Origin of the sequence: Exilibacterium tricleocarpae (assembly GCF_007004655.1) — a bacterium.
Classification (GTDB): domain Bacteria; phylum Pseudomonadota; class Gammaproteobacteria; order Pseudomonadales; family Cellvibrionaceae; genus Exilibacterium; species Exilibacterium tricleocarpae.
The window spans coordinates 102,259-121,521 of the sequence record NZ_ML660105.1; the positions used below are offsets into that span (position 1 = coordinate 102,259).

The 19,263-nt window shown below is 60.9% G+C and carries 18 protein-coding genes and 1 other RNA gene; 7 read left to right on the forward strand and 12 right to left on the reverse strand.

What is annotated here, in order from left to right:
• Positions 1 to 7 precede the first annotated feature (7 nt).
• On the reverse strand, positions 8 to 343 hold the full coding sequence (locus FKG94_RS23115; protein ID WP_142929324.1) for a DUF883 domain-containing protein: 336 nt from the start codon (positions 341 to 343) through the stop codon (positions 8 to 10).
• 269 nt (positions 344 to 612) lie between these two features.
• On the opposite strand from FKG94_RS23115, the gene FKG94_RS23120 reads away from it, so the two are divergent.
• The gene (locus FKG94_RS23120) at positions 613 to 1,191 is read left to right on the forward strand and encodes a ferritin-like domain-containing protein (protein WP_246125341.1); all 579 of its coding nucleotides are present in this window, start codon (positions 613 to 615) and stop codon (positions 1,189 to 1,191) included.
• Positions 1,192 to 1,324: 133 nt separating this feature from the next.
• Here FKG94_RS23120 and FKG94_RS23125 read toward each other — a convergent pair whose 3' ends face one another.
• The 5 genes from FKG94_RS23125 to FKG94_RS23145 form a co-directional block, all read right to left on the reverse strand.
• Positions 1,325 to 2,518: a CaiB/BaiF CoA transferase family protein gene (locus tag FKG94_RS23125; protein ID WP_142929325.1), complete on the reverse strand. Its 1,194-nt coding sequence runs from the start codon at positions 2,516 to 2,518 to the stop codon at positions 1,325 to 1,327.
• Positions 2,519 to 2,641: 123 nt separating this feature from the next.
• Entirely contained in the window at positions 2,642 to 3,784 is a 1,143-nt protein-coding gene (locus tag FKG94_RS23130; RefSeq protein WP_142929326.1) for an acyl-CoA dehydrogenase family protein, read from the reverse strand.
• 54 nt (positions 3,785 to 3,838) lie between these two features.
• Positions 3,839 to 5,998, reverse strand: coding sequence for a 3-hydroxyacyl-CoA dehydrogenase NAD-binding domain-containing protein (locus tag FKG94_RS23135; protein ID WP_142929327.1), 2,160 nt, complete (start codon positions 5,996 to 5,998; stop codon positions 3,839 to 3,841).
• A gap of 110 nt (positions 5,999 to 6,108) precedes the next feature.
• Positions 6,109 to 7,317, reverse strand: coding sequence for an acetyl-CoA C-acetyltransferase (locus FKG94_RS23140; protein WP_142929328.1), 1,209 nt, complete (start codon positions 7,315 to 7,317; stop codon positions 6,109 to 6,111).
• Between the two features lie 160 nt (positions 7,318 to 7,477).
• Positions 7,478 to 8,491, reverse strand: a complete 1,014-nt coding sequence (locus FKG94_RS23145; protein WP_142929329.1) for an AraC family transcriptional regulator — start codon at positions 8,489 to 8,491, stop codon at positions 7,478 to 7,480.
• Between the two features lie 178 nt (positions 8,492 to 8,669).
• Between FKG94_RS23145 and FKG94_RS23150 the strand changes: the two genes are divergently transcribed.
• Positions 8,670 to 10,352, forward strand: coding sequence for an AMP-binding protein (locus tag FKG94_RS23150; protein WP_142929330.1), 1,683 nt, complete (start codon positions 8,670 to 8,672; stop codon positions 10,350 to 10,352).
• A gap of 82 nt (positions 10,353 to 10,434) precedes the next feature.
• Here FKG94_RS23150 and FKG94_RS23155 read toward each other — a convergent pair whose 3' ends face one another.
• Together FKG94_RS23155 and rpiA are read right to left on the reverse strand one after the other, a co-directional pair.
• Complete coding sequence (locus tag FKG94_RS23155) at positions 10,435 to 10,617, reverse strand: hypothetical protein (protein WP_142929331.1); 183 nt, start codon at positions 10,615 to 10,617, stop codon at positions 10,435 to 10,437.
• Between the two features lie 362 nt (positions 10,618 to 10,979).
• The gene (rpiA, locus tag FKG94_RS23160; RefSeq protein WP_142929332.1) at positions 10,980 to 11,654 is read right to left on the reverse strand and encodes a ribose-5-phosphate isomerase RpiA; all 675 of its coding nucleotides are present in this window, start codon (positions 11,652 to 11,654) and stop codon (positions 10,980 to 10,982) included.
• A 221-nt stretch (positions 11,655 to 11,875) separates the two neighbouring features.
• Between rpiA and ilvA the strand changes: the two genes are divergently transcribed.
• The gene (ilvA, locus tag FKG94_RS23165; RefSeq protein WP_142929333.1) at positions 11,876 to 13,390 is read left to right on the forward strand and encodes a threonine ammonia-lyase, biosynthetic; all 1,515 of its coding nucleotides are present in this window, start codon (positions 11,876 to 11,878) and stop codon (positions 13,388 to 13,390) included.
• Between the two features lie 332 nt (positions 13,391 to 13,722).
• The gene (locus FKG94_RS28790) at positions 13,723 to 13,860 is read left to right on the forward strand and encodes a hypothetical protein (RefSeq protein ID WP_179957773.1); all 138 of its coding nucleotides are present in this window, start codon (positions 13,723 to 13,725) and stop codon (positions 13,858 to 13,860) included.
• 105 nt (positions 13,861 to 13,965) lie between these two features.
• On the opposite strand, the gene FKG94_RS23170 is transcribed toward FKG94_RS28790, so the two are convergent.
• The 4 genes from FKG94_RS23170 to FKG94_RS23185 all read right to left on the reverse strand — a co-directional run bounded on the left by FKG94_RS23170 (position 13,966) and on the right by FKG94_RS23185 (position 15,631).
• On the reverse strand, positions 13,966 to 14,649 hold the full coding sequence (locus FKG94_RS23170; protein ID WP_246125342.1) for a 5-formyltetrahydrofolate cyclo-ligase: 684 nt from the start codon (positions 14,647 to 14,649) through the stop codon (positions 13,966 to 13,968).
• 107 nt (positions 14,650 to 14,756) lie between these two features.
• A non-coding RNA gene (gene ssrS / locus FKG94_RS23175) (6S RNA) lies at positions 14,757 to 14,933 on the reverse strand.
• Between the two features lie 121 nt (positions 14,934 to 15,054).
• Positions 15,055 to 15,354 (reverse strand): cell division protein ZapA, encoded by a 300-nt coding sequence (locus FKG94_RS23180; RefSeq protein ID WP_142929335.1) that lies wholly within the window; start codon positions 15,352 to 15,354, stop codon positions 15,055 to 15,057.
• 49 nt (positions 15,355 to 15,403) lie between these two features.
• Positions 15,404 to 15,631: a TIGR02449 family protein gene (locus FKG94_RS23185; protein WP_142929336.1), complete on the reverse strand. Its 228-nt coding sequence runs from the start codon at positions 15,629 to 15,631 to the stop codon at positions 15,404 to 15,406.
• A 261-nt stretch (positions 15,632 to 15,892) separates the two neighbouring features.
• On the opposite strand from FKG94_RS23185, the gene FKG94_RS23190 reads away from it, so the two are divergent.
• The 3 genes from FKG94_RS23190 (at position 15,893) to ubiH (ending at position 19,243) form a co-directional block, all read left to right on the forward strand.
• Entirely contained in the window at positions 15,893 to 16,468 is a 576-nt protein-coding gene (locus FKG94_RS23190) for a UPF0149 family protein (RefSeq protein WP_142929337.1), read from the forward strand.
• Positions 16,469 to 16,501: 33 nt separating this feature from the next.
• The gene (gene pepP, locus FKG94_RS23195) at positions 16,502 to 17,827 is read left to right on the forward strand and encodes a Xaa-Pro aminopeptidase (RefSeq protein ID WP_142929338.1); all 1,326 of its coding nucleotides are present in this window, start codon (positions 16,502 to 16,504) and stop codon (positions 17,825 to 17,827) included.
• Between the two features lie 144 nt (positions 17,828 to 17,971).
• Positions 17,972 to 19,243 (forward strand): 2-octaprenyl-6-methoxyphenyl hydroxylase, encoded by a 1,272-nt coding sequence (gene ubiH, locus FKG94_RS23200; RefSeq protein WP_142929339.1) that lies wholly within the window; start codon positions 17,972 to 17,974, stop codon positions 19,241 to 19,243.
• The last annotated feature ends 20 nt before the right edge of the window (positions 19,244 to 19,263 follow it).

The following is a 19,263-nucleotide window of genomic DNA, read 5'->3' on the forward strand; positions in this document are numbered from 1 at the left end:
GCGAACGCTAGCGCCGCAGCCAGGCGCTGAAGAGGACGCCGGCGGCAAACGCGAGACCCGCCGTCGCCAGAGGATTCTCTCTCGCCATTTGTCTGGCTTTGGATATGGACTCGTCGAACTGGGTTTTGAGACGCTCTTGATTTTCCCCTAATTTTTCCGCTGAAACGTCCGCTGTTCTGCGGAAACTGCGTTCGGCCGCCGCCGCGCGGTCGGCCGCTTTATCGACGGCTTCATGGGCGCCCTTGCGGGCCCTTTCAGTTACCGGAGATTCTGATGCCGCTGCATCGACCGCGTCATCAGTTGCGTCTGTTTCAAAATTAACGGTAGAGCCGGAATTGGCCATGGTTTTTTCCTCGTCTGTGAGTTTTATCGACCTGCACCAGTAGATCAGCAATTACCGTGCCATTGGTCGGACAGCATTAACGGTTGGCGCCTAAGGTGGTTTTGGTGGCCTGCCCTGGGAAACGCAAATGCACAAGGTCTGTCGTCGGCGTCAGTACCGGTGCCAGTATGTCTCATCGCGCGGCTGCCCGTATTGACCCGGATCATAAATGGTTTTGGCACGAATGCTGCGAAGAAGAAATTTCAGCAAAACAGTGAAGGCGAACCCTGGTGAGAAAACGCAGTGCCGGTTCGCGGCCAATTCCCCGCTTGGGGAATCACTCCTTTGCCCATGGAAACGAGGTAGAACTGATGGCCGGTTACCGGCTGCTTATTATCAATTTGTCAATGAGGAAAACAATGACTAACGGTAGTACCACTGAAGTGAAACACATCGCCGAGATAGTGAAAGTGCTGAATAGCGGTATAGATTTTTATCACGAAGCGCAGGAGGCTGTCGATAACCCGGTTCTTGCAACCGTGTTCGAGTCTATGGTCAATGCGCGCAGGCGCGCGGTACAGCGACTGCAGCCCTATGCGGTGCTCGAGGAGGGCGAGGTTGAGGATGGCAGCTCTTTCAGTGTCGAGGTCCGTAAGCTGTATACCAAAATAATGGCCGCGGTGAAGTCCGACACGGAGCAAACATATATTAGTCAGCTTGAAGAAATAGAAGACAAAACACTGAATGAAGTAAAAACCGCATTGGAGAAGGATCAACCCGTGGCCTGTCGAGCCGCACTATCCGATATCCTTGCCGATATTCAGGAGTGCCACGACAAGATGCTGACTTTGCAAAAAAGCAGGGAATAACGGCGCCGGTCAATCCGGTTCTACCGGCGTGAAGGGCCCGCCTGCAACTGGTGCCTCGGGTGTTGCCCACAGTCGCCGCCGGCTGAGGGTTGTTCAACCCCGGTGGCGCAAATAACCCGGTTGGGGGTTGAAATCAACCGACCACCCCCGCTGCCCGCAACGCGGCAATCTCATCATCGGTATAACCGCAGTCCTTGAGCACCGCTTCAGTATCGGCCCCCAATGGCCGGCCGATACTGCGGTAATCGGGGGCAGATGCGGAAAACTTGATCGGGCTGGCAATTTGCCTGCAGCCGCCCGCATTGCCCGGCACGTCCACAAACATCCCGCGGGCCTGAAAGTGCGGGTGCCGCTCGACTTCATCGAGCCGCAACACCGGTTCGATACAGGCGTCGCAACGGGCGAATATGTCTTTCCACTCGGCGAACGACCGGGTCAGGAAGACGGCCCGGACATCGTCCCGCAATTGTCGCTGCGCCTCGGGACTGGGATCGGCGCTGCGCTCGGCCCACTCGGGTTTGCCGATGGCGGCGAACAACTGTTGAGTAAACTGTGGTTCCAAACTGCCGACAGAGAAATAGCGACCGTCCCGGGTCCGGTGATAGCCGTAAAAAATACCGCCGTTCAACACTTCGGTCGACAGTCCGGGCACGCGGCCGTCGGCCAGGTAACCGGCGCCGAACAGAGTGGTCAGCGCCAGGGCGGCGTCGCTCATACTGATATCGATATGCTGGCCCACGCCGCTGGTCTGGCGCTGTATCACCGCCGCCAGTATGCCCATTACGGCGTGATGGGTGCCGCCGGCGATATCGGCGATCTGCGTGCCGGACAGTACCGGCCCGGTTTCCTCGCGGCCGCTGAAACTGGCCAGGCCGGCCAGCGCCAGGTAGTTGATATCGTGTCCTGCCCGATCCCGCAAAGGGCCGCTCTGGCCGTAGCCGCTCACCGAACAGTAAATCAACTGCGGATTGACGGCGGCCAGGCTGTCGTAGTCGAGGCCGAGACGCGCCATAACGCCGGGGCGAAACTGCTCGATAACGATATCGTAGCTGGCCAGCAGTTTGTGGACGACGGCAATCGCCTCGGGCTGTTTTAAATCCAGTGCCACAGATTTTTTATTGCGGTTGAGCGTGGCGTGGGCGGCCGAGGTCTGCCCGCCGGCGCCGTCGTCGATATAGGGTGGCGTAAAGCGCACCATATCGGGCCGGGTGTGGGCTTCCACGCGCAGCACGTCCGCTCCCATATCGGCCAGCAACTGGGTGGCATAGGGGCCCGGCAGCAGGGTGGTGAAGTCGAGTATTTTCAATCCGTTCAGAGGTTGAGACATAAGTATTACCGGTTGTTACCGATCGAGTGGCGCTGAATTGTTAGAGCATCGCCACCAAAGGTAGGCGCCTGAAGCGAGCACCATTTTGCTCTGGCCCAAGTATACAAATGTAAGGGCGCCGCATCACTCCATTAGCGAGCGGCTGATAATCAGCTTCATAATCTCATTGGTGCCGGCGTAAATACGCTGCACCCGGGAGTCGGCCCAGCCGCGGGCAATCGGATACTCCCACATATAGCCGTAACCGCCGTGCAGCTGCACGCATTCGTCCAGCACCCGGCACTGCAGTTCCGTGGTCAGCAGCTTGGCCTTCGCAGCGGTGGGCACATCGAGTTTACCCTCGCAGTGAAGCTCCAGGCAACGGTCGACGAAGACCCGCGCGGCGGTGACCTCGGTATCCATTTCCGCGAGTTTGAACTGCGTATTCTGAAACGCGGCTATGGGTTTGCCGAAGGCCTTGCGCTCTTTCACATAGTCCAGTGTCTGTGCCAGCGCGCCCTCGGCGGCGGCCACGGCGGCGAGGGCGACCGACAGGCGCTCCTGGGGCAACTCCTGCATCAGGTAAATAAAGCCCTGGCCCTCGGCGCCGATCAGGTTTTCTTTCGGCACCCGCACATCCTGGAAGAACAGTTCCGAGGTGTCCTGTGCTTTCATCCCCACCTTGTCCAGATTCTTGCCCTTGGTAAACCCGGGGCTGTCGGCCTCCACCAAAATCAGGCTGGTGCCCATGGCGCCGGCCTCGGGATCGGTTTTCGCCACCACGATCACCAGGTCGGCCAGCTGACCGTTGGTGATAAAAGTTTTGGAGCCGTTGATAACATAGTGGTCGCCATCGAGCGCGGCGGTGGTTTTGACGCTCTGCAAATCCGAGCCGGTGCCCGGTTCGGTCATGGCGATGGCGGTGATCAGCTCGCCGCTGACACAGCGGGGCAAATACTTTTCTTTTAACAGATCGGTGCCGTAATTCATGATATAGGGCACGGCGATATCGGAGTGCAGGCCCCAGCCGATGCCGGAGAGTCCGGCCCGCGCCACCTCCTCGTCAATGATGGCGTTGTAGCGGAAGTCCACCCCGACACCGCCGTAAGTCTCCGGTACCGTCGGGCAGAGAAACCCCTGGGCGCCGGCTTTCTCCCACAGCGCCCGGTCGACCTGGCCGTCTTTTTCCCACTGGGCGTGGAACGGCGCGGCCTCGGTTTCCAGAAACTTGCGCACAGTGTCGCGAAACAGTTCCTGGTCGGTGTCGAATACAGTTCTTGGAATCATCTTTACTGGTCCTTACTGGCAGTGGTTGACACGCTCGGTCCGGCGGCGGCCGGGTCAGTCGTGATCGCGGTCGTGATCGTGATAAGTCGCGCCCTGTTCGGCTTTTTCGATCAGCGAATCCGGCGGTGTAAAGCGCTCGCCGTAGCGCTGCGCCAGGGTGCGGGCGCGGGCGACGAACTCGCGCGGCCCGTACTGATTGATAAACTGGATGACGCCGCCGGTCCAGGGCGGGTAGCCGATGCCGAAGATGGAACCGATATTGGCATCGCGCACGGCGGTGAGTACCTGCTCATCGAGACAGCGCACACTTTCCAGGGCCTGGATAAACAGCAGACGGTCTTTGATATCCTGCAGCGGTATCTGGGCGTCGGCATTGTAAAATTGTGTCTGCAAACCCGGCCACAGGAATTTTTTACCCTGCTGCGGATATTCGTAGAAACCCTTGCCGGCTGCCTTGCCTGTGCGATCCTGTTCCAACAGGCGGTCGATTACCGCATCGGCGGGGTGGGCGCGGTAGCTCTTGCCCTCGGCTTCCAGGTCTTTGATGGTCTGGTTGCGCACCTTGGCGGCCAGTGACAGGGTCACTTCATCGGTGACGGCCAGGGGGCCGACGGGAAAACCGGCGAGGAAGGCGCCGTTCTCGATGGACGCCGCCGCGATCCCCTCGCTCAACATGGCGATGCCCTCCTGGGTGAAGGTGCCGAAGACGCGGGAGGTAAAAAAGCCGCGACTGTCGTTGACTACGATCGGGGTTTTGGCGATCTGCTGCACAAAGTCATAGGCTTTGGCCAGGGTGGCGGGGTCGGTTTTTGCGCCGCAGATAATCTCCACCAGCGGCATTTTGTCCACCGGTGAGAAAAAGTGCAGGCCGATAAAATTCGCCGGTCGCGCCGAGGCTTCGGCCAGCCCGGTAATCGGCAGCGTCGAGGTATTGGAGGCAAACACGGCGCCGGCATCGAGGTGTGCTTCCGCCTGCGCGGTGACCTCTGCCTTCAGGGCCCGGTCTTCGAAGACGGCCTCGATAATCAGTTCGCAGCCGGCCAGATCGGCTGCGTTGCCGGTGGCTTTGATGCGGTCGAGCACCTGGTCCCGTTGCGCTGCGGTCATGCGGCCGCGGGCCACCCGCTTGTCCAGCAGTTTTGCCGTATAGTCCTTACCTGTTTCGGCCTGTTCGACGCTGACGTCTTTGAGCACCACGTCAATGCCGCGGGTGGCGCAGGCGTGGGCGATGCCGGCTCCCATCATGCCGGCGCCGAGAATGCCTACCTTGTTTACCGTTTGCGCCTCGTAATCCACTGGCCGACTGGCGCCGGCCTTGATCTCATTGAGCTGGTACCAGAAAGTGCCGATCATATTCTTTGCCACCTGACCGGCGGCGAGTTCGGCGAAATAGCGCGATTCGATGCGGATGGCAGTGTCGAAATCCACCTGCAACCCTTCCACCGCGGCACTGAGTATGGCTTCCGGTGCCGGCATCACACCCTTGGTCTTGCTCTTCAGAATGGCAGGTACAATCGGCAACATTTGGGCAAAGGCCGCCTGCTTGGGCGCACCGCCCGGGATTTTGTAGCCCGGTTGGTCCCAGGGTTGCCGGGCCTCGGGATTGGCCTTGATCCAGGCGGCGGCCCGGGCCAGCAGGTCCTTTTCATCTTCGGCCAATTCGTGCAGCAGGCCGCTGTCCAGACCCGGTTGCGGTTTGAACTGCCGGCCCTCGGCCAGGTAGGGCATGGCCGCCTGCAAGCCGAGCAGGCGGGTCATGCGCACCACGCCGCCACCGCCCGGCAGCAGACCCAGGGTCACCTCGGGCAGGCCCAGCGCAATGCGGTTGTCGTTTACGGCGATGCGGTGATGGCAGCTCAGGGCCAGTTCCCAGCCGCCGCCGAGGGCGGCGCCGGCAATGGCGGCCACCACCGGCACCCCCAGCGTCTCGAGGTGTCGCATGCTGGTCTTGGTGGCCTGGGCGCCGGCGAAGAGCTGGCCGGCTGTCTCCGGCGTGACCGCAACCAGAGTGTCCAGGTCGCCGCCGGCGAAGAATGTCTTTTTGGCCGAGCGCAGGATCACACCGATCTTGTGCTTGTCTTCCTGAAGCTGTTGCACGGCCCGCTGCAGGTCGAGGCTGAACTGCTCGTCCATCAGGTTGGCGGAGCCCTGCGGGCGGTCGAGAATCAGGTGAACGATATTATCTGGGTCTTTTTCGTAGCGAATGGATTTCATAGCGGTGTCCGGTAATCATTGCAAACGTTAAATCGGCGTTCCTGGGGGCCTGATAAAGGCAGCGGCTCGATAAAGTTGGCGGCGTGATAACTTTGGTTGCTTAACAGCTATTACAGCCGCTCGATGATAGTGGCTATGCCCATGCCGCCGCCGACGCACAGCGTGGCCATGGCGTAGCGTTGCCGGCGCGCCTCCAGTTCGTTCAGCGCCGTGGCCAGAATCATCGCGCCGGTGGCGCCGAGGGGATGGCCCATGGCGATGGCGCCGCCGTTGACATTGACTTTTTCGTCGGGCACCCGCAGTTCTTTCTGAAAGCGCATCACCACCGAGGCAAAGGCTTCGTTCACTTCGTAGAGATCGATATCGTCGGCGCTGAGGCCGGCGATTTCCAGTGCTTTGTGCGCCGCCGGGGCCGGCCCGGTCAACATGATGGTAGGGTCGGTGCCCACCACTGCCGCTGCCACAATGCGCGCCCGTGGTGTCAGGTTCTCGGTTTTGGCGACCGCCTCATTGCCGATCAGCAGCGCCGCGGCACCATCGACAATACCCGAGGAGTTGCCGGGGGAGTGCACGTGGTCGATGCGCTCGACCCAATGGTATTTTTCCCGCGCCACGCCGTCGAAGCCCATGGCGCCGATATCGGCAAACGAGGGTTTCAGGCCGCCCAGGGTTTCCATGGAGGCGTCGGGGCGCACCAGTTCGTCGCGCTCCAGCACGGTGATACCGTTGCGGTCGCAAACTGGTATCACCGAGGTTTCATAGGCGCCGCGCGCCCAGGCTGCGGCCGCCTTGTGATGGGATTGCATGGCAAAGCGGTCGACATCCTCGCGCGAGTAGCCGTCCAGGGTGGCGATCAAATCGGCGCCGATACCCTGGGGCATAAAGCCGGTGTCGAGGTTGGTTTCCGGGTCCATGGCCATGGGGCCGCCGTCGGAGCCCATGGGCACCCGGGACATGGATTCCACACCGCCGGCCACCACCAACTGTTCCCACCCGGAGCGCACTTTCATCGCCGCCTGGTTGACCGCTTCGAGACCGGAGGCGCAAAAGCGATTCAGGGTGACGCCCGCCACATCGTCCTCCCAGCCGGCCACCATGGCGGCGGTTTTGGCGATATCGGCGCCCTGGTCGCCGACCGCCGATACACAACCCATAACGATATCGTCGACTTTATCGGTGGCCAGGTTGTTGCGCTGCTGCAGGCTCTTCAGAAGGTCGGACAGCAGGGTTATCGGTTTGACCTCGTGCAGGGCGCCGCTGGCTTTGCCGCGACCGCGGGGGGTGCGAATGGCATCGAATATCAAAGCGTCGGTGGTCATGGGTCTTTATCTCTTAAGACTGTCTTACGACGGGTAGAGGAGGAGGGACTGCGGGCGCGCCTGAGCCCCGGTGAGTAAAAATACTTTATCCGAAAGGGTAGGGGAAAGGCTGGGCGGGAAAAATGACCAAAGATGCCAATGGTGGTGATAAAAACTATCACTAGCCCCGATAGTGTTTTTCGCGGTAGCTGCCCGGGGTGGTGCCGGTCCATTTCTTGAAAGCGCGGTTAAATGCGCTGGGTTCGGAGAAGCCCATCAGCTCGGCGATATCGTTGATCGGCGTGTCGAGCCGGGACAGGTGGTAGATGGCCATATCGCGGCGCACACTGTCTTTGATTTCCTGGTAGGCGTTGCCTTCTTCTTTTAAACGCCGGCGCAGGGTCTGGGTGGTCATATGCAGGCGCGCGGCCACGGTTTCGAAGGAGACGCTTTCACTGCTGTCGGCGCGCTGCAGTATATGGCGGATGGTGGCGGTCAGGCTGTTGTCGGTTTTGTACTGGGTTAGCAGGCACTCGGGGGCGTGGGCCAGAAAGTCGGTGAGCGTCTGGGTGTCCTGCGCCACCGGCATTTCCAAAAAGCGCCGGCTGAACACCACACTGTTTTCGCGCTGCTCGAAGTAGTGCCGGCACGGGAACATGCTGTCGAAGTCGGCGGCGTAGGCGGGGGCGGCGAAAGCAAAATTGATCCGCTCCAGCAGCAGCGGTTTGTCGATCATCCAACTGGCCCAGCGAATCCAGATGACAAACAGTGAGACGATGAAAAAGCGGTCGTCCAGTTGCCGCCGGTTGACGGTTCGCACTGCCAGTATCGCCTCCTCGCCGCGCTCGAGCAGGTCGAAGATAATTTCATCGGTGACAACATTGAAATAGCGTCCGCTGCGCAACAGCGTGCGGCGCAGGTTGGGACAGGTAATGGTGGCGTGGCACATAAGGGCGAAGGTGCCGGGTTTCAGCGGCCGCGACAAAAAGCCCGACGCCTCGTCGTCGAGGTGTTGAAAGCTGGCCTTGATAATACGGCCGAAGTCCTCCAGCGGCAGGCGCCGGTCCGGGTTTTCCAACACGGTTGCCGGCACCTGGGCCAGCGCCAGGATAGCGGCCGGGTCTGTGCCCCGGGCAATGGCCCCCTGCAAGTGATCCAGCAGCAGGCTGGCGGGTACGGAGTGGTGTTGATTCATAGCGAAACCATAACACAGCCGCCGCACCAATCCATTTGGTCAATCCGAATGAAAGGAAATGTCATTGAGCATGGCTCGCCGCCTTTCCTAAGCTTGCGGTGCCGGTGTGGCACTTTACCGGCGTGTTCGCGGGGGCGGGAGGCGAGCCAAACGAGTGCCATGACGCGGGGGTGTCACCATGACAAGTTTACGACAGCTGCCACTGGAGCGGTTGTATCACTGGGAGCAGCACGCCGGCGAGCGGATTTATCTGCGCCAGGCGGCGGCGGGTAACTGGCGCGACTACACCTGGGGGCAGGTGGCCGATCAGGTGCGCCGGGTGACAGCGTTTTTGCGGCATCTGGCGTTTGCGCCCGGCAGTCGCGTCGCCATTTACGCCAAAAATTGCGCCGACTGGTTTATCGCCGATTTTTCCATCATGATGAGCGGGCATATCAGCGTGCCGCTGTACGCCACACAAACGGCGGACTCGATGCGCTACGTGCTCGAGCACAGCGACACCCAACTGGTGTTTGTCGGCGCCGCCGACAGTCCGGAAAACCTGCGCCGGGCGCTGCCCGACGGGGTGCATACCCTGGCGATTCAGGGGGCCGCTATCGACTGCGACTTTCAGCTCGCCGACATCCTGGCCCAGTGGCAGCCCATTGCCGACAATCCGCAACCGCCGGGCGATGCTATTTTCACGATTATGTATACCTCCGGCACGACGGGCAATCCGAAAGGCGTGATGCACGATTATCAGACGGTAGCCCACGCGGTGCCCAACATTGTCGAGAGTTTCAACTACACGCCGGCGGATCGTTTTGTCTCCTACCTGCCGCTGTCCCACGCGGCGGAACGCATTGTGGTGGAATTGCAGAGCCTCTACTGCGGCGCCAGCGTTGCCTTCCCGGAAGGCATGGACACGTTTATCGACGATCTGAAGCGGGCCAGGCCGACCTTTTTCTTTTCCGTGCCGCGCCTGTGGGTGAAGTTCAAGGAAGCTATTGAAACCAAGCTGCCGCCGCGGCTGCTGTCGCTGCTGCTGAGCCTGCCCGGCTGTGCCGGCTGGATCAAACGGCGCGTGCGCCGGGAGTTGGGGTTGGAGGCGGCCCGCATTCTGGGCACCGGCTCGGCGCCCACCGCCGAGGAGGTGATGCACTGGTATGCGCGGCTCGGCATGCCGCTGCGTGACGGCTACGGTATGACGGAGAACTTTGCCTACGGCTGTATGTGCGAAGAGGACAAGCAGGTCCCCGGCGCCGTCGGCGTCCCCTTCGACGATGCCCAGGTCATTATCGGCGCGGACGACGAGATCCTGTTTAAAAGCCCGGTGATGATGCGGGGTTATTACCGCGAACCGGAAGAAACGGCGCGGGTACTGCGCGACGGGGTCTATCACACCGGTGATACCGGTTATATCGATGCCGACGGCCAGTTGCACGTCACCGGGCGCCTGAGCGAGGTGTTCAAGACCACCAAGGGGAAGTTTGTCAAACCGACCCGGCTGGAAAACTTCCTCGGCGAGTGTGCGTTGCTCGGGCAGGTTTGTGTCTTCGGTCATGGTCTTGATCAACCCGTGCTGCTGGCCGGTATCGCCGAGGCCGGCCGGTCCCGGCCCCGCCCCGAACTGGAGGCACAGTTGCGCCAGGTGCTGGCGGCGCTCAACGACCGCCTTGAGACCCACGAAGCGGTGCGGCAGATATTTGTGGTGGCCGAGGAGTGGGCGGTGGAGAATCTGCTGCTGACCCCGACTCTGAAACTCAAACGCCGGCAGATCGAGCAGCGCTACCGGCCCTGGGTCGAGCAGCACCTGCACGCCGAGCAGACGGTTATCTGGGAAGTACCGGCTGTGGCCGGCGCCGGCACGGCGGCGGCTTGACTGTAGGCTATTTTTGGGTCATGCGGGGAGGGACGGGAGATCGCGATTGTCGCGGCGAGCAGCAGAGCCGGCGGGTGGGGCTTTATTCCTGGTCCAGATAGTTGCGTCGCAGCCACCAGGGTGCGCTGGAGAAGCAGCGGCTGCGCCTTTCCCCGCTGGATTGCACGGGCTCCTGCTCGTGTTTATCAGAGTCTTCCGAGTCGGGCGGCTCTTTGCGATTGCGTCGCGGGTCTTTAAAGATTCCCGATTCTTCTTTGTGAGGCATATCCGCCAATACTTCCTACCGTTGGTTGGCCTGGGTTACTGGGACGCTACGGTCGTGCGGCCGCTGTGCTAAAAGTCGAATCCTTTAGGTGAATAGCATCGGTTACATCAGAATGGCCGCTGCTGAGTGGAACAAGCGGCGAAAACTGCGGCACTGGCGCGAGTGCAAGCACAGGCCTGCAAACCCAAATCGCGTTACGCCCCTGTGTCTCTCAAACCAGGACCCCAAAAAGGCGCAGCGCCAATTGTACTATATAGCAGACATTGTAGAAGCCGTCCGGGCCAATATAATGACCGGTGCTTTCTCCTCTGTTGCCAACCCGGTTTCTCTGGCGCTGACCGGGCGCCGGACTGACAGCGGCGCTATTCGGCGGCGATCTGTTCCACGCCCGCCTCGGTGCCCAACAGCAGCAGGTCCGCCGGGCGGTGGGCAAACAGGCCGTTGGTGACCACACCGGTAATCTGGTTGATCGCGGTCTCCAGCGCGCGCGGGTCTGTAATGCGCATATTGTGTACGTCGAGGATGACGTTGCCGTTATCTGTCTCACATCCCTGGCGATAGACCGGGTCGCCCCCCAGTTTGACCAGTTCCCGGGCGACGTGGGAGCGGGCCATGGGGATCACCTCCACCGGCAGCGGAAAGCTGCCGAGGCAGTCCACCCACTTGCCGGCGTCGGCGATGCAGATAAATTCCCGGGCGACCGCGGCGATAATCTTTTCCCGGGTCAGCGCGGCGCCACCGCCTTTGATTAACTCCAGCCTGGGGTTGGTCTCGTCGGCACCGTCGACGTAGACGACCACATCGTCGACGCTGTTGAGGTCGTAGACGGGAATGCCGTGGGACTGCAGTCGGGTTGCGGTGGCTTCTGAGCTGGCCACGGTGCCGTCGAAGTGGCCCTTGATCTGCGCCAGGTAGTCGATAAAGAAGCCGGCGGTGGAGCCGGTACCCACCCCGACGATGTCGTGGCGGTCGAGCTTGGGGGCAATATAATCAACGGCGGCGCGGGCCACGGCTTGCTTGAGCGCGTCTGCGGGCATAGTGTTGCCTCGGTCGGGTCCGGGAGGTCTGGCGGTTCGCACGCATTATACGTGCCGGGCGCGGCAAACTGTAGCGGCGGGGGAGATCACCGCCCGCGAATAGCCGCCGGCGCTGCCCGGCGCCTGCCGTTAGGGCGCCTTCCATTAGTGTCCTGCTTGGCCTAGTATGTCGCGCTCGGCCCGCCTCTGGCGGGAATTGGAACCGGCGAAGAGTTTACGGTATGCCCCACTCTTATATCAAACGTATCCTGGATGCGCGCATCTATGATCTCGCGGTGGAGACCCCCCTCGATGAAGCGCACCTGATGTCGCAGCGCACGGCCAACCGTGTGCTGCTCAAGCGTGAGGATTTACAGCCGGTTTTCTCTTTTAAGATTCGCGGTGCTTACAACAAGCTGCTGCAGTTATCGCCGGCGCAGCTCGAACGCGGTGTGATCGCCGCCTCGGCCGGCAACCATGCCCAGGGGTTGGCGCTGTCCGCACAGAAGCTCAATGTCAAGGCGATCATCGTGATGCCGCAAACCACGCCGGCGATCAAGGTGGAGGCGGTGCGGGCCCGGGGTGCCAAGGTGGTGCTGCACGGCGATACCTACGATGAGGCCTTCGCCCAGGCCCACGCGCTGGTGCAAACCAAAGGTTATACCTATATCCACGCCTACGACGATCCGGACGTGATCGCCGGCCAGGGCACTGTGGGCATGGAAATTTTGCGGCAGCACCCGGGGCCCATTCACGCGGTTTTTGTACCGGTCGGCGGTGGCGGGCTCTGTGCCGGTGTTGCGGCCTATATCAAATACGTGAGACCCGACATCAAGGTTTACGCGGTGGAACCTGAGGATGCCGCCTGCCTGCAATTGGCGCTGCAGAAGCAGCGGCGCGCGATCCTGCCCGAGGTGGGGATATTTGCCGATGGTGTGGCGGTGGCGCAGATCGGTAAAGAGACCTTCCGGGTGCTGCGCGATACGGTCGACGGTGTGATTACCGCCAATGCCGATGAGATGTGCGCGGCGATCAAGGATATTTTCGAAGACACCCGCTCCATCGCCGAGCCGGCCGGTGCCCTGGCGCTGGCGGGGTTGAAGAAGTATGTCGAGGACAGCGGCTGTCGCGACGCCACGCTGATCGCCATCGACAGCGGCGCCAACACCAACTTTGACCGCTTGCGCTATATCTCCGAGCGCACCGAGATCGGCGAGAAGCGCGAGGCCATTCTGGCCGTCACCCTGGAGGAAAAGCCCGGCGCCTATAAGAAATTCCTGCGCGATATGGGCAAACGCAGTATCACCGAATTCAATTACCGCTACGCCGACGATAAGGATGCGCACATTTTCGTCGGGGTACAGGTGTCGCCGGACCACAGCGACCGGCGCGAGCTGGTGGCCGGTCTCGAGGCCAAGGGCTATGCGGTAGTGGATATGACAGACAACGAAATGGCCAAACTGCATATTCGCCATATGGTGGGCGGCCATTCTCACCGGGTCAACAATGAACGGGTTTTTCGCTTTGAATTCCCCGAGCGCCCCGGCGCGCTGTTCAACTTCCTGACCCTGTTGGCAGGGCGCTGGAATATCTCCATGTTCCACTACCGCAATCACGGTGCCGCCTACGGGCGGGTGCTGGTGGGTATGCAGGTGGAAAAGTCCCAGCAACATGCGGTGCAGGTGTTCCTCGATGAACTCAACTTCCGCTATTGGGAGGAAACCGACAACGCGGCTTACCGTTTCTTTCTCGGTTGAGGCGCCGGAGGTGAAAGCACCAAAGCGACCCGCCAATGCCCCTGGTGCCCGGTTTTGGTGCTATGGTTGCCGAACAATTATGCCGGCATCCGGGGGCCTGTGATTTTTTGGGCTCGCGGAAGTTAGCTAGCACTCACAATTGTTGTGATCTGCGTCATACTTAGGTCATCTGGTCACGTTACTGGTCTAGTAATAGGTTTGATTGTGCTCCTATACTTGGCATATAGGTGCCATATAGCAAAAGACTTAGTCAGTGGCGCCGAAAATGGTATAAAGCTTGCTCCCCAGCATAAAAACAAATTAAAGCCGGTAAGAGCATTAAGGATCTAGTTATGAAACCCGATATTTTGACACTCGCAGTGCTGATTTTTTGTGTGGGCGTACTGGTGAGTAGTATCGGCCTGTCCGATGCATTTCAATCGGAACCGGCGCCGCCGGCGGCCCTGCAACAGGGTATCGCCACGCGCTAGCTCCGGACACTGGTCGCAGCGCTGAAGGCGATATCGCCGGCAGCGTTCCGACCGGGTTCCCCATCGCACTTTCCCGCACCCTATTTCCCGCTAACTCTTCAACCACTACCGACTGTCTAAAATCGCCAATTTTGATAGCCGTTCGCCGGACTTTGGCGACTGCCAGCGTCTGTCACCGGGGCTGAAGTTGCGCCGGTTTGCGCTTGCCGTGCAGGGGATCAGCCCGCCGTCGGTGGCCACCGCATGCAGGGGAATATCCCAGTGGGCGGTGGCCAGTGCCTCGACCTGCTGGCACTGATGGGCCAGGCCCAGCAGATAGGGTTGTTGTGCGGGCAGGCGCTGCTTGAACGCAAAGGTGCGGTCGTAGTAGCCGCCGCCCATACCGAGTCGGGCGCCGCTGGGATCGAAGGCCACCAGCGGCAGCAAGACCAGGTCGAGGGCCGCCGCGGGCAGGCAGTTGCCGGCGGTGATGGCTGGCTCCGGTATGCCATAGCGATTCGGCCGCAGGCGCGAACCGGGCCGATAGCGGGCAAACCGCAGCCGCCCGTCGGCGCCCCGTGCGAGTGCCGGCAGGTAGCAGCATTTGCCGGCTCGCCAGGCCAATTCCAGTAGCGGTGCGGGGTTGATCTCGCCGTCACTGGCGAGGTAGAACGCGATATGTCGACTGCGCACAAACAGCGGTTGGCGGCGCAGCAGTCGCATCAGGCGACGGGCGGCGAGCGCCTGTTGTTGCGGTGTCAGTTGCCGCCGGCGGGCGCGCATTACACGGCGCAATTGCGATCTGTTCACAGCGTTTTTGCGAGACAAGTGGCTCTCGGGCCAGTAGCCAAGGGGTGAGTTTCTGAGGAATAAGTCGCTGTTTGATAAGTTGCAGAAGGAGAAACTTCACAGAATGAAGTAGCCCCGCAATTGCCGCTGTTAACTTGGCCTTGAACCCGATGGTTCAAGGTGGTGGCCCAAGTGATGTATAAGGCTTTCCGTCGCGCGGACCTGCACACCAACATCAGCAAGGAACCCCCGGGATAAAAATATCGGCTCGAGGACTCGTTAACTGGCAAACAACCCAGGGCGGCGCCATTATAACGTAGATTGGCGGTGGGAAGAATCTTGACGGATGCCGGGAATTAAGCATAGGGCGCTATATATTCGCTTGTATTTGGCCTGCATCGTTAATCTGGCGCCGGCCTCTACCGATCAGCTCAGGTGTTCGAGGGCCTGATCCAGTTTATCGGACAGGCGTTGCAGCAGGTTATCGTCGAGCTCCCGGTGGCCCAGGTCCCGTTTCAGGGCGAGTAGCTCGTGGCACAGGTTGAGCGCCGCCATCACCGCGATGCGTTCCAGCCCGATAACACTACCGCCGGTCTTAATGGCGCGCATACGCTGGTCCAGCTCCCGCGCCGACTGCAGCAGCGCATCGCGCTCGCGCGGCGGGCAGGCGACCTGGTACTCCTTATCGAGTATGTTGACGTAAACCGTTTCAGTGGGGGTGGACACGGTGGCTTCTCCTCAGGGGCCCTGGCCGTCGACGCGCCGGCGTTGCACCCTAAGTTTCCTCTTCAAGACTTTTCAAACGGGTGATCATGGCCTCGACCCGGGTGCGTGCCAGCTCGTTCTTTTCCATTAAGCGAGTGCGCTCGCGCAGCCAATCCGACTCCCGTGTCTTTAGGGACTGATTTTCCTGTAACAGGTGCTCACAGAGAACGACCAGCTTATCCAGTTTGGTTTCCAGAGACTGTTGAAGGTCAAGGGACCCGAAGGCGTGATCTGTCATAGTCTGGTCTGTAATAGTCTAATCAGTAAGCAGTCAGTGCATAAGACACTATATTGCGGCTTCTATAGCCGGTCAACAAATCTTCAGGCTGATTCTAGAAACTATGACCTATACATCGAAAAAATAGGGTATTTTTGGGTTTGGCGATGCGGTTTGGCAGCGCTGTCACAGACCCTTGTTGCGGCGGCCGGCACCGGTCGGAGTGCGGCCTTAATCGTGGTAGGATGCCCGCTATCGCAAGTCGCAGGGAATCCTACTACCATGTCCGACCTCGACCACCTGATGGCGTTCGATGATTTGTGTGATGTGCTGCTGCCCCTGGGCGCCCTCAACAGCCCGGCGGAACTGCACGGTTTGTTGTGCGGCAAACTCAGCGGCGGCGCCCGCCTGGATGGGCAGCGATGGTTGGCGGTGGCCTGGGAGTTTCTCGACCTGGCGGGTGAGGCCGCAGGCGCAGCGGCCATAGCGCTGGAACAGCTCCACGCGGTGACGCTGGCGCAATTACAGGACGACGGCTTCGGGCTGGAGCTGCAACTGCCCGATGACGATACCGAGCTGGAGCAGCGCCTGACCGCGCTGAGCCAGTGGTGTCACGGGTTTCTCAGTGGTTTTGGCAGTGCCGGTATCGACGGCCGCCAGCAGCTCTCGGCCGATGCCTCCGATGCGCTGCGGGATTTCGCCGCCATCGTGCAGATCGGCACCGATGAGGAGGACGATGACGAGGCTGAAGCCCAGTACATGCAATTGGTAGAATATGTACGTATGGCAACCCTGACCCTGTTTATGGAATTTGCCGCTGCCGAGCCGGCGCCGGTCTCTGATCGACAACTGCACTGACAATCACTTTTTACCGGAAAATCCCTATCGCCTATGCGTATCAGCAAGCAAGAATTCAGCCGGCGCCGCAAAGCGCTGATGGACCAGATGGAACCCAACAGCATCGCCATCTTGCCGGCGGCACCGGAGCGGGTGCGCAGTCGCGACACCGAGTACCCCTACCGCCAGGACAGTGATTTTTATTACCTCTCGGGCTTTGGAGAGCCGGAGGCGGTGTTGGTGCTGTTGCCGGAGCGCGAGCACGGCGAATACGTGCTGTTTTGTCGTGAGCGCGACAAAGACAAGGAGGTCTGGGACGGGTATCGGGCCGGCCCCGAAGGCGCCTGTCAGCAATACGGTGCCGACGATGCTTTCCCGATTGACGATATCGACGATATCCTGCCCGGCCTGATCGAGGGCCGCGAGCGCCTTTACTACGCCATGGGTAAAGACGGCGACTTCGATCGGCGGGTAATGGGGTGGGTAAACACCATCCGCGCGCAGGTGCGCACCGGCGCCATGCCGCCGGGTGAGTTTCTCGACCTCGATCATTTTCTACACGATATGCGCCTGTATAAAAGCGCCGCTGAGCTGCGGGTTATGCGCGAGGTGGGAGAAGCTTCCGCCGCGGCCCACCGGCGTGCCATGCAGGCCTGTCGCCCCGGTCTATACGAATACCAGTTGGAGGCTGAGCTGCACTACGGTTTTGCCACGGCCGGCGCCCGCCACCAGGCGTATAACACCATTGTCGGTGGAGGTCCAAACGGTTGCATTTTGCACTATGTGGACAACAGCGCGAAGCTGCGCGACGGCGATCTGGTGCTGATCGATGCCGGCGGTGAACTGGAGCATTACGCCGCCGACATTACCCGCACTTTTCCCGTCAACGGTACTTTCAGTGCTGAACAGAAGGCCCTCTACGAGGTGTGTCTGCGGGCGCAACTGGCCGCCATCGAAGTGATCAAACCGGGCAATCACTGGAATCTGCCCCACGAGGTATCGGTGCGCACCATTACCGAGGGCCTGGTGGAACTGGGCCTGCTGGAGGGCGAGGTGGACGCGCTGATAGAAGCCGAGACCTACAAAACATTTTATATGCACCGCATCGGTCACTGGATCGGTATGGACGTGCACGATGTGGGGGACTATAAAGTGGGGGGCGAATGGCGGGTGCTGGAGCCCGGTATGTGTATGACGGTGGAGCCGGGTATCTATATTTCGCCGCACGAGCAGAGCGTGAGAAAGAAGTGGCGCGGCATCGGTATTCGAATTGAGGATGATGTGGTGGTGACGAAAGACGGCTGTGAAGTGTTGTCTGCCGGCGTGCCGAAAACCGTCGCCGAGATCGAGGCTTTGATGGCACAGGCGGCGACTGGTTAATGTAAAAGCAGCAGGGTAAACAAATACCCCGCTGCAGACCCGGTTTTGCAGGCGCGTTTTTGCCGCCGGTGCCGGCGCGATTGTTTAATATCTATAGCCACTTCCGCTGATGCGTAAGTGGCGGTAAAAACAGGTTTTTTTGCTATGTCCCCAGCGCCGCGCACTGTTCTGGAAGACACCGAAACCGATATCGCTATCGTTGGTGGCGGTATGGTGGGGGCGACGCTGGCGCTGCTGCTTGCCGCTGAACGACACGATTGGCGAGTGACCCTGATCGAAGCCCTGCCGCTTGCCGCCCCGCAACAGCCTCACTACCAACCGAGCTTCGACGCCCGGTCCACCGCCATCGCCGCCGGCAGCGCCGCGGTGCTGGAGGGGCTCGGGGTCTGGTCGATCCTGGCTCAACACGCCACTCCCATCCGGCAGGTGCATGTGTCCGACCGCGGGCACCTCGGCGGTACCCTGATCGACAGCGGCGAGCACGGGTTGGAGGCGCTGGGGTATGTGGTGGAAAATGCCTGGCTGGGTTCAGTGTTGCTGCAACGCCTGGGACAGCAGGACAATATCCGCTGTCTGGCGCCGGCCACGGTAGAGGCCCTGCGTTTTGATCGCCGCGGTGCCGTACTGGATTTGCGTGGTGACGGCGAACCGCAACGCCTGCGCTGCCGCCTGGCGGTTGTCGCCGACGGGGCGCAGTCACCGCTGCGCTCGGCGCTGGGTATCGACGTTACGGTGACCGATTATCATCAGAGCGCGGTGATTGCCAATGTCGCCTTCGAACAGCCCCATGCCGGTGTTGCCTACGAGCGCTTTACCGAGCGGGGCCCGCTGGCGATATTGCCGCTGCAAGGGCCGCGGGACTGCGGTCGCGGTGCCCTGGTCTGGACCCGCCCCAGCGCCCGTGCCGAGGAGATTATGGCACTCGATGAGCGGGAGTTTTTGCAGCGCTTGCAGTCGTGTTTCGGCTTTCGCCTGGGCCGATTCACCCGTGCCGGCCAGCGCCACGCCTACCCCCTGCAATTGATCACGGCTGCGGAGCAGGTGCGTTCGGCACTGGCCGTCATGGGTAACGCGGCGCATTTCCTGCACCCGGTGGCCGGCCAGGGTTTCAACCTGGCACTGCGCGACTGTGCCGCCCTGGCCGAGACACTGTCCGAGGCGCAGGGCCGGGGTCAGGGGCCCGGCGAGTTGTCCGTCTTGCAGACCTATGTCGAGCGGCAGGCGCGGGATCAATTATTGACGACGGGTTTTAGTGATACCATAACCCGGTTGTTTTCCACCTCCCGGTTGCCCGCCGCCGTACTGCGCAACCTCGGTTTTTTCGGTCTCGATCTGCTGCCCCCGGCAAAGGCGTGGCTGGAGCAGCAAACCATGGGACACGCCGGTCGCCGGGCCCGGTTGCGTCACAGCAGTTGATAGTGCGCGTCGGTTGATGG

Bases quoted from the DNA above. Each gene is read 5' to 3' on its own strand.
- FKG94_RS23115 (WP_142929324.1), bottom strand. From the start codon at position 343: ATGGCCAATTCCGGCTCTACCGTTAATTTTGAAACAGACGCAACTGAT.
- FKG94_RS23125 (WP_142929325.1), bottom strand. From the start codon at position 2,518: ATGTCTCAACCTCTGAACGGATTGAAAATACTCGACTTCACCACCCTG.
- FKG94_RS23130 (WP_142929326.1), bottom strand. From the start codon at position 3,784: ATGATTCCAAGAACTGTATTCGACACCGACCAGGAACTGTTTCGCGAC.
- FKG94_RS23135 (WP_142929327.1), bottom strand. From the start codon at position 5,998: ATGAAATCCATTCGCTACGAAAAAGACCCAGATAATATCGTTCACCTG.
- FKG94_RS23140 (WP_142929328.1), bottom strand. From the start codon at position 7,317: ATGACCACCGACGCTTTGATATTCGATGCCATTCGCACCCCCCGCGGT.
- FKG94_RS23145 (WP_142929329.1), bottom strand. From the start codon at position 8,491: ATGAATCAACACCACTCCGTACCCGCCAGCCTGCTGCTGGATCACTTG.
- FKG94_RS23150 (WP_142929330.1), top strand. From the start codon at position 8,670: ATGACAAGTTTACGACAGCTGCCACTGGAGCGGTTGTATCACTGGGAG.
- FKG94_RS23155 (WP_142929331.1), bottom strand. From the start codon at position 10,617: ATGCCTCACAAAGAAGAATCGGGAATCTTTAAAGACCCGCGACGCAAT.
- rpiA (WP_142929332.1), bottom strand. From the start codon at position 11,654: ATGCCCGCAGACGCGCTCAAGCAAGCCGTGGCCCGCGCCGCCGTTGAT.
- ilvA (WP_142929333.1), top strand. From the start codon at position 11,876: ATGCCCCACTCTTATATCAAACGTATCCTGGATGCGCGCATCTATGAT.
- FKG94_RS28790 (WP_179957773.1), top strand. From the start codon at position 13,723: ATGAAACCCGATATTTTGACACTCGCAGTGCTGATTTTTTGTGTGGGC.
- FKG94_RS23185 (WP_142929336.1), bottom strand. From the start codon at position 15,631: ATGACAGATCACGCCTTCGGGTCCCTTGACCTTCAACAGTCTCTGGAA.
- FKG94_RS23190 (WP_142929337.1), top strand. From the start codon at position 15,893: ATGTCCGACCTCGACCACCTGATGGCGTTCGATGATTTGTGTGATGTG.
- pepP (WP_142929338.1), top strand. From the start codon at position 16,502: ATGCGTATCAGCAAGCAAGAATTCAGCCGGCGCCGCAAAGCGCTGATG.
- ubiH (WP_142929339.1), top strand. From the start codon at position 17,972: ATGTCCCCAGCGCCGCGCACTGTTCTGGAAGACACCGAAACCGATATC.